We start from the raw sequence: 13249 nt of genomic DNA, 5'->3' as shown, positions 1-13249 counted from the left end.
GTGACGGCCATCACGGACAGCTAATAATTAGCCGCCTCGAGAGGCCCTGAGGGGCATCGTTGTCAAGGGCTGTCATGGCAGTTAACTGCCGTCTTCCTGCGGGTTTGCCCGGATTACTTTGGATGACCCCTGTCTGTTCTGGCCGACTACGGATAACGTTGTCTCCCAACCTTGACCGCCCTGACGGGGGGACGATGAGCGACGACACAACGCCGGCGCGGGAAACCGTGCTCGGAATCGACATCGGCGGCACGAAGATGGCCGCCGCTCTGGTGTCTGCCGACGGCACGATTCTCACCGGTGACCGGATCCGCACCCCACCCGGCGGCGCCGACCAGGTGTTCGCCGCGCTCGGTGAGCTGATCACCCGCGTCCGTGGCGACGCCACTCCGCTCGCCGTCGGCATCGGCTCCGCCGGGCCGCTCGACCAGCAGCACGGTCTGGTCTCCCCGGTGAACATCGTCGGCTGGCGCAACTTCCCGCTGGTCGACCGGGTCCGGGAACACACTGGCGGCGTACCGGTGGCGCTCGGGCTCGACGGACACTGTTTCGCGCTCGGCGAGTTCTGGAGCGGCGCCGGGCGGGACGCGAAGACCCTCCTCGGGATCGTGGTCTCGACCGGTGTCGGTGGCGGCCTGGTGGTCGACGGCAAGCCGCTGATCGGGCAGTCCGGCAACGCCGCGCACATCGGCCACGTCGTGATCGACCAGGACGGCGAAGCGTGCGCCTGCGGGTCGTACGGCTGCGTCGAGGCGTACGCGAGCGGCCCGCGGATGGTCGCCCGCGCGCAGCGCAACGGCTGGCGGACGGACGAGGCCGTGGACGCCGAAGTACTGGCGGCCGATGCCACGGCTGGGGACGAGCTCGCGCTGGCGGCGTTCGACGACGGCGCACAGGCGCTGGCCGCCGGGATCGTGGCCACCGCGGTCACCGTCGACCTGACCACCGTCGTGATCGGCGGCGGTGTCGCGAAGGCCGGGCCGGTGCTGTTCGACCCGGTGCAGGCGTGGGTCAAGCGGCTGGCGCAGCTGCCGTTCGTGACCGAACTGACCGTGGAACCGGCGCAGCTGGACAACGCCGGACTGCTCGGCGCCGCGCACCAGGCCTGGGCCGCGCTCGGCTGATCCGCCAGAACCTTCTCGCCGGCCCGCTCAGATTTCTGGGCGGGCCTTCCAGATGTTGTGGCAGGGAAAGGGTTCTCTCGCGCATCTTTGCGCAATTTTTACGAATCTTGGCGATCTGTGTAACGACGGTCCCGTTCTGCGCGATGCAACGGATGGATGGGGTGGGGGCACCGTCATCCCCGACCGGTCGAGGGGGGCTCGGAGCGGTCGGCAGCGGTTGATCGGTGGGGGCTCCGGATCAACCAGCACACGTGAGCGGCGGGCGAGGGCACTCTCCCGCCGCAACCGTGTGGCCAACAGGTCCACACCAAGCAGGGACACCAGGCAGGGACACCAAGCACGGAACCAGAACACACCCGGCGCCGTCCGATCGACCTGACATCGTTCGATCCCATGGAGGGATGGGATCGAGCGGGTTCCGCATCGTGGACGGCGGACGGTGGTCGCGGGGGCTGTTACCGGTCGATCCCGCCCACGGTGCAGATCGGATCATCTGGGCCCAGACCTTGCCCAGAGCTTGCCCAGCCGGTCACGGCCTGAGCCACTCCGGCTCAGGCAGCCGGGCACGGTCGAGCCGGCCGTTGTCGTCCAGCGGCAGTTCCTCGATCGGGATCAGGTCCGCCGGCACCAGGTAGATCGGCAGCTCCTTGCCCAGGTCGAGCATCAGCCGCGCCAGTACGGCGGGATCGCTGTCCTCCAGAACGACGTACCCGATCAGGCAGGTGTCACCGGCCGGGTCCGAGCAGGCCACCACGACCGCGTCGACGACGCCGGGCTGATCCGCGAGCACATGCTCGGTCTCGCCGGGCTCGACCCGGTGACCGCGAATCTTCACCTGGTCGTCCGCGCGGCCGAGGTACTCCAAGGTGCCGTCGGTGCGCCAGCGACCGAGGTCCCGGCTGCGGTACAGCCGCGCGCCCGGGTGGCCCGGGTCCGCGACGAACGCGTGCTCGGTCTCGTCCGGCCGACCGAGGTACCCCTGCGCGACTGCGGCACCGCCGAGATGGATCTCGCCGACCGCACCGACCGGAACCGGCCGCAGCGCGGCGTCCAGCAGCCGTACGACGACGCCCTCGATCGGCCGCCCGATCGACGGCCGGTCCTCGGCCGGGTCGACCTCGTGGATCGTGGTCACGATCGACGCCTCGGCCGGCCCGTACTCGTTGAACAGCCGGCACTGCGGGTGCGCGTCCAGGAACTCCCGCACCTTGTGCGTCAGCACCATCGCCTCGCCACCCGCGACGATCTCCCGCAGCGCCGGCAGCTCGGGCAGCCGCCGCATCGTGGCCAGCAGCGCGGTCAGCGGACTGAACGCCATGAACAACCGCTGGACATCGTGATCGCGCAGCGCCGCGACGACCGCATCCGGGTCGTACCGGTCGTCCTCGCCGATCAGCACCAGCGCGGCACCGGACGCCAGCGTCGTGAACATCTCCTGGACATGGACGTCGAAACCGAACGAGGTCCACTGCAGCGTCCGCAGCGACGACCGGGTCCGCAGGTAGTGCCGGACCAGGTTCACCGGGCCGCGGTGCGGGACCACGACGCCCTTCGGGTTGCCGGTCGAACCGGAGGTGTAGATGCAGTACGCGATGTCGTCCGCCGCGGCCCGCACCGGCGGCGCCTGCCGCGCCCGCGCGTCACCGTCGACTGCCGCCACCGGCACCAGCCGCAGACCGAGCCGATCCGCGAGCGCCGCGTCGTCACCGACCAGCGCCACCGCCGCCGCGTCCTGCACCATGAACGCCCAGCGCGACTCCGGTACGCCGGGATCCAGCGGAAGGTACGCCGCACCGGACTTCAGCACCGCGAGTACGGCGACGACCATCTCGGTGCCCCGGGCGACACGTACGGCGACCAGCTGGCCCGGCCGCACGCCCAGATCGACCAGCTGCCAGGCGACAGCGTTCGAGCGGCGGTCCAGCTCGGCGTACGTCAGCTCGCGCTCACCCTGGATCAGCGCGACCGCGTCCGGCGTACGGGCGACCTGCTGCTCGAACAGGGTGTGCAGTCCGCTGAGTTCACCGGCGACGACCGCGTCCCGGCGTACCCGGCCGACCGGCCCCGTCGACGCGGCATCGGCTTCGAGGTCGCGGAGTGCTTCCAGGTCGGACTCGATCGGGAGGACGAGCTCGGGCAGCCGGAGGTTCGGACGAGTGGTTGCTCTGCGCAACACTTCGGCCAGGTAGTCGAGCAGGCGCTCGATCGTGCGCTGCTCGAACAGGGCGGGGCGGTAGTCCGCCGTACAGGTGATGCCGGCGCCGTGGTGGGTCAGCCGGAAGCGCAGGTCGACCGTCGCGGGCAGCTCGTCGTCGCCGTCCTCGAAGTCCACCAGGATCTGGAACAGCGGGTCCCGCTGGAGGACCGCCAGATCGGTACCGGCGTGCTCGAACGCGGCGGTCGTCAGATCGCGGATCCGCTGCGTGAGCTCGCCGAGGTCGGGCTCACCCGAGAGGTCGATCCGCAACGGGAGTGGGCGACGCGGGTCGGTCGAGGTGTCACCCTTCGGCCGGGTCAGCGCCGAACCGATCGTCACGTCGTCCTGCGCCGCGAACCGGCCCAGCACGGTCGCCACCGCGGCCAGCATCGTCATCACGGGGCTGAGCTTCCGCTCCCGGCTGTACGCGAACACCGCGTCCCCGAGCTCTTCGTCCAGCTCCCGCTTCACCGACGCAACGTCGTCATCCCCCGCCCCCCGAACCCGATCCATGGGAAGCACCAACGGCTCACCCCCAGCCAGCACCCCCTCCCAGTACGCCAACCCTCGCCGCCGAGCCGCATCCCCCAGCCCAGCCTCACCACCAGCCGAGTCCACGTCGCCACCGACGACGTCCGCCTCACCACCCACCGGCTCCACGTCATCACCCGCGCGCGAACCGGCCGGATCCACGTCACCCGAGCCCGCGTCAGCCCCCTTCGCGTCGCCACCAGCCAGGTCGACCTCGCCATCTACTGGCTCCACATCCTCGCCAGCGACGTCCGCACCGTCCGCCTGCGCAGCCTCCACCCCGGCCGGATCCGCACCCGAGCTCAAGTCGGCCGCGTTCGCGCCGCCCACGCCATCGTCGAGAGCGTCCGCATTGGCTACATCCGTGCGCGGCGAGCCTGCGGCGTCGTCCGCTAAGTCTGCTTCGTCGCCGGCAGGGTTCGCGTCGTCTCCGGTGGGGGCGTCGAGCGGTTGCTCGGTGGGCTCGGTGAGCAGGGCGAGTTGTTCGCGCATGAGCTTGGTGACGCCGTCGACCAGTTGGCCGGCGACCCGGAGCTGCTGCGACATCAGCGCCGCCATCCCACTCCCCGGCAGCTCAGCCTCGCTGGTCGCCGCAGCAGCCTCGTCAACCTTCGCGGCGAGCTCGGCAAGCCCGGTGCCCAGAACAGCCAGCGCAGCCCGCGCATCCGGCTCCCGCGGCTCCTCAGCCGCCAGGTCCCCAGCCACAAGCTCGTCGGCCGCTTGTCCCGCGGACGCCGGCCCCGCGGATCCCCGCTCCTCGGACGCCCGCTCCTCAGACGCCTGCTCCTCAGACGCGGGCTCCTTGGACGCCTGCTCCGCGGACGCCTGCTCCTCAGACGCGCGCTCCTTGGACGCCTGCGTCTTGGACACCTGCTCGACCGGCACCTGCTTGACGGGCACCTGCTCGACGGCGGCCTCGGCCTCGGCGACCCCGTCCGCTGCGGCGTCTGTCCGCTGCTCGGGTTCGGCTGTTTGGACGGCGAGGGCCGTCGCGAGCTTGTGGGGTGTCGTGAAGCTGAGGAACAGGTCGTCCGGGGTCAGCTCCACCTCGAAGCGGCTGTTCAGTTCGTCGATGACCGGCGCCATCGACGCCGGCGTCGCCCCCAACTCGGCAAATGTGTGATCCACCGTCAGGTCGTACGGGTCGAGGTTGTGCACCTCGCACGTCATATCCAGTACGACGTCCAGCGACTCCCGATACCGCTCCGCCGACATCGCGTCACCCGACAACGACCCAGCCTGCGCCAGATAGTCAGCGTCGATCTGATGCGTCTCCGCCGGCAGCGCGAACGGCGACCGCTCGCCCTCCTCCACGGCATCGTCAACCGGCTCGGCCGCGACCGTATCCGGCGGATCCAGCGGAATCCGTTTCACCGCCGCGTTCGACGGTGGCTCGAACACCAGACTCTGCGCCCGCGCCGCCCGCTCGAACGGGTTCGGCTGCGACCGCTGCGCCGGCTCCGCGAGCATCGCCGTACCCGGCCCCGTGTGCACCGTCACGGACGGATCCACCGGGTGGTGCACCCGACGGAACGGGTACGTCGGCAACGGGACCCGGCCGCCGTCCGCATAGACCTTCGCCCACGCGATCTCGGTACCCTGCTCGTACAGCTCGGCGAGACCGTTCATCGTCGCGAGCACCGGGTCCTGGCCGAGGCGCTGCGCCGGGATCCACGTGCTGTTCGGCGCGATCCGGCGACCGGCGGGGCTCAGTACGGCGTCCGGCCCGAGCTCGAGGAACCGCCTGCACCCAGCAGCGGTGACTGCCTCGACAGCATCACCGAACAGCACCGGCTGCCGCAGCTGTCCAACGAGGTAGTCGCTGTCCAGGACCGTCCCGGACTCGAGCAGATCACCCGACCAGCTCGACACCATCGGGGTCCGCAGCGGCTTCAGCGTGATCTCGCGAACGATCTCCGCGAAGTCCGACAGTATTGGGTCGACCAACGAACTGTGGAACGCGCGGTCGACGTCCAGCCGTTGCCACGCGACCTCCAGCTGGTCCAGTTGCGCGGCGAGCTGGCCCACGATCACTTCGGACCCGGTCAGCACGAACGACTGCGGACCGTTGCCAGCAGCAACCTCCACGCCGGCTGTCCGGGCGATCTCGCGAACGCGGTCGGCATCGGCACGGACGGCAACCATCGCGCCCGGTACCGTCCCGCGCTGCATCAGCTCCCCGCGCTTCGCGGTCAGCCGTACGCCGTCCGCGAGCGAGAGCGCACCGGCGACACACAAAGCGGCGTACTCGCCGACGCTGTGACCGACAACCAGCGCGGGCTGCACGCCGAAGGACTGCCACAGCCGGGCAAGCGCGAGCTCGAACGCGAACAGCGCCGGTTGCGCCGTCTCGGTCGGCCAAACGCCTTCCGTCCCACCGGCCGGGGTGAGCAGGAGCTCGAGCAGGCTACCGCCCGTCTCCTCGTGGTACACGCGGTCGCACTCGTCGAGCACCGAGCGGAACACGGGGAAGCGAGCAGCGAGTCCAGCGGCCATCCCACGGCGCGCGGCGCCCTGCCCGGTGAACGCGTACCCGAGCGGCCCCGGCCCGCCACGCGGTACTTCGGTCGCCTGGGCGGTGCCGAGCGCGTCGACGAGTTCGGACTCCGTCGCACCGGCGACCGCGATCCGGTGCCGATGCGCGGGCCGCCCGAGGGCCGCCGTACCGGCGAGGTCGATGAGACGGTGGCCGGTGCCGTGGCCGAGGTCGGTGCGGTACAGCTCGACCAGGTCCGCGAGCGCGTCCGGGTCGGGCGCCGACAGCGGGAGTACGACGGGCCCGTCGTCACCGCGACGGATCTGCCGCGGCGCCTCCTCGAGGATCACGTGCGCGATGGTGCCGCCCGCGTCGAGGGCGCTGACGCCGGCGCGGAGCGACGTACCCGCCTCCCAGTCGCGTACCTCGGTGTTGATGACGAACGGGCTGCCGTCGAGGGCGAGCGCCGGATTCGGCTCGGTGTAGTTGATCGTGGGGACCAGCATCCGGTGCTGCAGCATCAGGATCGTCTTGATCAGGCCGGCCATCCCGGCGGCGCTGTCCAGGTGGCCGATGTTCGACTTCACCGAGCCGAGCGCGCAGAAACCGACCTTGTCGGTGTGCTTGCGAAGCGCGGCCGTCAGCGCCTTCACCTCGGCGGCGTCGGCGGCCGCGCTGCCGATCCCGTTCGCCTCGATGTAGCTGAGCGAGTCCGCGTCGAAGCCGGCCCGCTCGAGCGCGCGCCCGATCAGGTCGGCCTGGTGGGCGGCGGGGGCGTCGGCGTTGCTGACCGCGGTACCGCGGATCACGGCGTACACCGTGTCGCCGTCGGCCATGGCCTGGTCGAGGCGCTTCAGCAGCACCGCGGCGACGCCGTTCCCGCCCACGGTGCCGTCGGCGTCCGCGGCGAACGCCCGGACGTGCCCGGTCGGCGACAGGATCGAACCCGGCGACGGGTGATAACTCGTTGCCTGCGGCACCTGTACGGCGGCGGCGCCGGCCAGCGCGAGATCCGCATCACCCGATCGCAACGCCTGACACGCCAGGTGCACCGCGACCAGCGACGACGACCACGCCGACTGCACGCCGATCGCCGGGCCGGTCAGTCCCAGCCGGTACGCGACCCGGGTCGCGAGCGAGTCCCGCGACTGGTGCTGGCGGTTGTAGAGATTCATGCCCGAGCCCGCGAAGACGCCGACCCGGCTCGTCGTACCGGCGTAGCCGCCGTGCTCCAACGCCTGGTGACACACCTCGAGGAACAACCGCTGCGCCGGCTCCATCAGCTCGGCCTCGCGGTCACTCAACCCGAAGAACTTCGCATCGAACGACTCGACGTGGTCCAGCACCCCACTGACGGACACGACCCCGTCACCCGCCTCCGGCACCCCACGCCGGACGCTCTCCACTCCCCCGACCAGGTTGTCCCAGAACGCCTCCAGCGTCTCCGCCCCAGGGAACCGCCCAGCCACCCCCACGACAGCCACCGGCTCCACCACAACCCCAGCCCGCCGCGCAGCCCCCTTCTCCCCACGCCCAGGCCCAACCACCCGCCCCCCGCTGGCGACCCGGCCCGGATTAGCAACCTGCCCAGCCTTCACCCCGTGCCCAGCAGCCCGGCCAACCCCGGCAACCTGCTCCGCGCCCGCAGACTCCCCGCCCTGCCCGCCGGCCGCCGCATCCTCGGCCGCAGCGACCACAGCCGCGCCACCGACAACCGCCAACCCACCGGCAGCCGTCTCCGCGACAGACTCCTCGCCGGACTCATCAGCGCTGCCCTCGACGAGCGCCGACCCATCGCCGTCCCCAAACACATCGACAACCGAGGCGGCCAGAACAACCTCAGCCCGAGCCCGCCGCTCCACCACCGAGCCGGCCGCGTCCCCACCCGCACCAGCACCCGCCGCGCCCACAACCTCCGCAGACGCCGCGTTCTCATCCTCCGCAGACTCCGCGTCGTCAGCCTCCGCGTCGTCAGCCTCCGTGCCGTCAGCCGGTACGACACTCTCCTCAACGTGCTGGGTCTCAGCCAGCTCAGCTACGTCGTCCACGCCACCCGCAGACCCCGCGCCATCCTCGACGACCTGTGCCGACTCGACTTCAGCGGTCTCCGACGAGTCGCCATCCGACAGCACGGGTACGTCGCCCACGCCGGCAGACCCTGCGCCATCCCGCACGCCCAGCGCCGACTCAGCTTCAGCAGTCCCCGCCAGCTCGACCTCGTCCCCCGGTAGGTCGTCCTGTCCAGACGCCGACGACTTCACCGGTATCGAGATCGCCGGAAGCTCAGCCGTCTCGAAGTCGCTCCCGGCACCGTCCCCGCACGCATCCTCAGCACCGTCCGTGCCCGCGTCCCCGGCACCGTCCGCGCCCGCGTCCTCAGCACCGTCCGTGCCCGCGTCCCCGGCACTGTCCGCGCCCACGTCCTCCGCACCGCCCGCGCTCAGGGCCTTAATGCCTGCGCCCTCGTCGCCAGATGCGACCTCATCGGACGTGACATCACCTGAGGCTGCATCGCCGGCGGCCTTCTCAACGGCCGCCGCGTCCTCGGCGGACTCGCCCGCCGTCTCGGCGTCCCTGCCGTCGGGCGTCTCTTCGTCGATGTCGTCGGTCGACCCGGGAGACCCAGCGTCTCCGGGTACGTCGTCAGCGGAGACCGCGTCATCGCCGGTCTCAGTCTCGCTGTCAGTCTCCTCTGAGCCCGACGTCTGCGCAGACGCCGAGTCCTCGGCGGCAGCGTCAGATGCCGCGGCGTCACGGTCGTCGGCTTGCCCAGACGAGCCTTCGGCGCAAGCCGCGTCGTCCGAGCCCTCGGAGCCGTCCGCGACGGGCTCATCGGACGCTGCGGACTTCGAAGCGATGTCCTCGGCAACGATCGACGCCGCAGCGGTGCCATCCCCAGCTGCCTCTGCAGCGGCATCGGCATCCGTGTCACTGACACCGATGGCCGTGTCAGCTTCCGCCTCGTCCGTCGCGTCTGCAGGTACGTCGGCGGTTGTGTCGGCGGTGGCATCGTCGGCGGTGTCTGCCGCCGCATCAGCCCGCGTGCCCGTCGTGGCATCAGTCCCAGCAGCACGCACGTCGGTGCCGTCGGCGGCCGTGTCCGCGCTGGCGTCCTCGGTCGCGTCTGCAGCGACATCAGCCTGCGTATCCGCGGTGTCGGCGCCCCCAGTGGCATGCGCGTCGGTGACGTCAGCGCTCGTCTCGGCAACTGCCTCAGCCGCAGCATCGGGCGGCGTACCCGCGGTCGCGTCCGCGGTCTCATCAGCAGGTACGTCGGTGCTCGCCGCTGCGACCGCGCCGGCTGCCACATCCGAATCCGTGTCCGCGGTCGCGCCTACGGTCCCATCGGCGCGTCCGTCCGTGCTTGCCTCGGCAACTGCCTCAGCCGAGGCATCGGCCGGCGTACCGGCGGTCGCGTCGGCGGTCCCCTCAGCAGGTACCTCGGTGGCGTCGGCGCTCGCCGCTACCACCGCGCCGACTGCCATATCCGAATCCGTGTCCGCGGTCGCGTCGGCGATCCCCTCAGCACGTACCTCGGTGGCGTCGGCGCTCGCCGCTGCCACCGCGCCGGCTGCCACATCCGAATCCGTGTCCGCGGACGCGTGGGTGGGCCCATCGGCGCCTTCGTCGGTGGCAGCGGTGCGTGCCTCGTCGGTCTTTGCGTCTGGCTTCGCGTCTGCGGTGGCGTTGGTTGCGTCCGCAGTTGTGTTCGCGCTGGCGTCGGCGGTCGTGTCCGTGGTCGCGTCGGCTGTTGGCTCGGCGGCCGTGGCGGCTGCAGTTGCGGTGGTGGGATCGGCGGTCAGGTCCGCTGTGGGGTCGGCGGGTGCGGCGGGGGTTGCTTTGGCGGTGGTTGAGGCCTGGTCGTTCTCAAGCTCCGCGTTGGTTGACGGAGCGGAGTACTGCTCGTCTGGCTGGGTGGTGGCGGTTGGCTGGGGCGACTCGGGGTGTGCCGGTACGCGTCGCAGTTCGACGGTGTCTGCATCGTCGACTCGCTGCGCAGACTGGTCGGGAGTTTGCGGGGACGGCTTGGGTACGTCGGCTGTTGCTGTCGGCGCTGCGTCGTTCTCCGCCTCCGCTGATTGGTTGGAGGTATCCGTCGTGGGCGCCGGTTGGTGGGCGGGCGCCAACGTGATGGGGGTTGCGGAGGCGGGAGGCCTTGAGGTCAGTTCGTGGCCCGGAGACGGGGTCGCGGCGGTTGGAGCCGTTGGCGTCTCAGGTGCTGTGTAGTCAGGCGCCACCGCAGAGTCAGGGTCGATCGCGGAGTCAGGCGCGGCCGTTGCGGCCACGGGTGCAGGCGCTGAGGGCGGCGTCGGGGCGGACGGCCGCGTGAGCTCAGGCCGCGACGTGGGCTCGGACGGCGGTGCGAGTTGGGGAGGGGGTGTGAGGTCGGAAAGCGCCGCCGACTCGGCGCTCTGTGCGAGCTCGGAGCGTTCTGTTGGCTCGGATGACGGAGCGGGCTCAGACACCGCCGATGCAGACTCCGGGGCAACCGCCGGGGCGGACTCGGAAGCAGCCGAGGCGGACTCGGGAGCAGGTGGTGCGGGGTCCGACGTAGCTGGTGTCGGCTCGGCGTGGGACGGCGCAAGCTCCGGGGCGGACGGCGTGGACTCGGAAGCAGCCGAGGCGGGCTCGGAGGCGGCCGGGGCGGACGGCGTGGACTCGGAAGCAGCCGAGGCGGGCTCGGAGGTGGCCGGGGTGGGGGCCACCGGGTCTGAGGCGTCCTCGGTGACAGCCGAGGTGAGCTTGGCTGCTGCCGGGGTGGGCTTCGGCGAGGTCGAGGCGGGGTCCGAGGTGGCCGGGGTCGGGTCCGGAGAGGCGGGGGTGGTGCGGAGGGTCGGGCGTTGGGGAGGTGTGGGGATGGATTGCTGGAGTTCGCGTTTCCAGGCGAGGCGGACTACCGGGAGTTCGGTGGTGCGTTCGGAGGCGTCCTCGTCGGCGTACGGAGTGGTTTCGGGGGTGGTGGACGGGCCCTGGCCGGTGGGGCCGGAGCTGGAGGTGGCGCCGGCGGGTTCCACGTGGGGGGCGGTCTGGGGTTGCAGGGTGCCGTCGATCCAGCGCTGTTTCAGGAGCGGGCGCAGGATCTTGCCGCCGGGCGTGGTCGGGAAGTCGCGGCGCGGTACGCCGATGACCTCGGCGGGCAGGCCGAGGCGGGTCTGGATCAGGCTGCGGATGGCCTGGTCCATGCCGGGGACGGAGTCCGGGGTGAGGGCGTAGAAGACGACCAGGCGGTCGGTGCCGGTGGCCTCGTCGGCGACGCCGCAGGCGGCGACCAGGCCGTGTTCGGCGCCGACCACGGTGACGGCGACGGACTCGATGTCGTGGGCGTAGTGAAGCTTGCCGGACAGGATGATGCGTTCGCTGTCCCGGCCGGTGATGACGACCTGGCCGCCGGTGATGAAACCCTGGTCGCCGGTCGCGAGCCACTTGCGGGCCGGCCAGTTCCCGACCGGGAACGCGGCGCGGTCGGCGTCGAGATTGCCTAGGTACCCGGGTGTGACGCGCGCGGACGCGACCTGCAGCTGACCGATCCGGCCCTCGGGCAGTACTGCGCCATTCGGTGCCACGATGCGCACCGTCGTACCCGGAGCTGGTGCACCGACCGACACCAGGCTGAGCACGCCAGGCACCTCGGTACGCGGCTTGCCGGGGCGCGCGACCGCGACCTTGCCGGAGGACGGGCGCTGGTCGACCCACTCGACGACCCCGGTCGGTGGGATCCGGACGCGGTGCACGTTCGGCGTCAGGCCGGGCCGGGCGAACGTGATCCCGGTGACCGTCTCGGTCATCCCCCACGCGGCGACGAACGTCTCCGGCACCACGCCGAACCGGTTCGTGACCCGCAGGAACTCGGACATCACCGGGACCGTGATCTGCTCGCCGCCGCTGACCAGGCTGCGCAGCGCGGACAGGTCCCAGTGCCGGTCCGGCTCGCCCGCGATCGCCTGGGTGGTGAGCCGGTACCCGAAGTTCGGCGACCACGAGTGGTTGACGCGGTGCTGGTCCATCAGGTCCAGCCAGCGCAGCGGGTTCGCCAGCACCCAGTCGGTGTTCACGTGGATGTTCGTGCACCCCGTGAACACGGGCAGCAGGTGGTACAGCAGGAACGCGCCGCTGCGATCCAGCGGCAACCAGTTCAACGTCGTCTGACCGGGCCGCACCGGCAGCATCGCCGGCGTACCGGCGGCGAACTCGACCAGCCCGCGGTGCGTCAGCTGCACCATCTTCGGCGCGCCCGTGGTCCCGGACGACAGCATGAGTACGGCGACATCGTCCGCGGCCGGTCGATGGAAGTCGGACGTCGGCTCGTGACCCGCCATCGCGTCCGGGTCGAGCACCGGCAGGCCGAGGTCGTTCGGCAGGTCGGACGGCCGCCCGATCAGCACCGTCCAGCCGAGCAGGTCGGTGATCTTGCGGAGCCGCTCGCGGCCCTCCTCGGTCCGGTCGCCGGCTGGGTGCGGCGCGACGAGCAGCGGGCGGATGCCACCGAGCGTGCAGGCCCAGAACGCCGCGAAGAATCCGACCGGCTCCGTGCAGTGCACGACCGCGGGATCGCCGGCCCGTACGCCGTTCGCCCGCAACCCGGCGAGGATCCGCGCGGCGAGTTCGAGCAGCGTCGGGAAGTCGAGCTTGGTCTCGCGCCCGTCGGCCCCGATCTCGACGACGCCCGCGCTGCCGTAGTCACGCGCCGCCCGCAGCAGCGCGCTCGGCAGATCGCGGGGGTAACCGGCGGGAATCATCAACGCCGGCCCGGTCGAGATCGCCGGCCGGTCCGCACCACTTCTCACGCCGATGCCACCACCAGCAGGGACTCAGGCAGTAGGGACTCAGGTGTGGGTACGACGGGACGCGGGAAGACGCCGGCCGGTTGGCGACCCACGGACACGTGCCTCCCCAACTGGACGGAGCGGGTTCTGGGCAGAC

2 protein-coding genes are annotated in these 13249 nt (G+C 71.3%); one reads left to right on the top strand and one right to left on the bottom strand.

Features of this window, described 5'->3' with window-relative positions; genetic code table 11:
• Positions 1 to 194: 194 nt before the first annotated feature.
• Complete coding sequence (locus ACFYRH_RS11360) at positions 195 to 1124, top strand: ROK family protein (RefSeq protein ID WP_387771887.1); 930 nt, start codon at positions 195 to 197, stop codon at positions 1122 to 1124.
• A 529-nt stretch (positions 1125 to 1653) separates the two neighbouring features.
• Here the strand turns inward: ACFYRH_RS11360 and ACFYRH_RS11355 are convergent.
• Positions 1654 to 13113 carry an amino acid adenylation domain-containing protein gene (locus ACFYRH_RS11355; RefSeq protein WP_387771884.1) on the bottom strand — a complete coding sequence of 3820 codons (11460 nt, stop codon included), beginning with the start codon at positions 13111 to 13113 and terminating at the stop codon, positions 1654 to 1656.
• Positions 13114 to 13249 lie beyond the last annotated feature (136 nt).

Origin of the sequence: Kribbella sp. NPDC004875, from assembly GCF_042873375.1 — a bacterium.
In the GTDB taxonomy this organism is placed as follows: domain Bacteria; phylum Actinomycetota; class Actinomycetes; order Propionibacteriales; family Kribbellaceae; genus Kribbella.
This window is presented reverse-complemented; position numbering and strand designations above follow the sequence as displayed.

What these genes read in the sequence shown, in the direction of transcription:
- ACFYRH_RS11360 (WP_387771887.1), top strand. Translation starts at nt 195, where the DNA reads ATGAGCGACGACACAACGCCGGCGCGGGAAACCGTGCTCGGAATCGAC.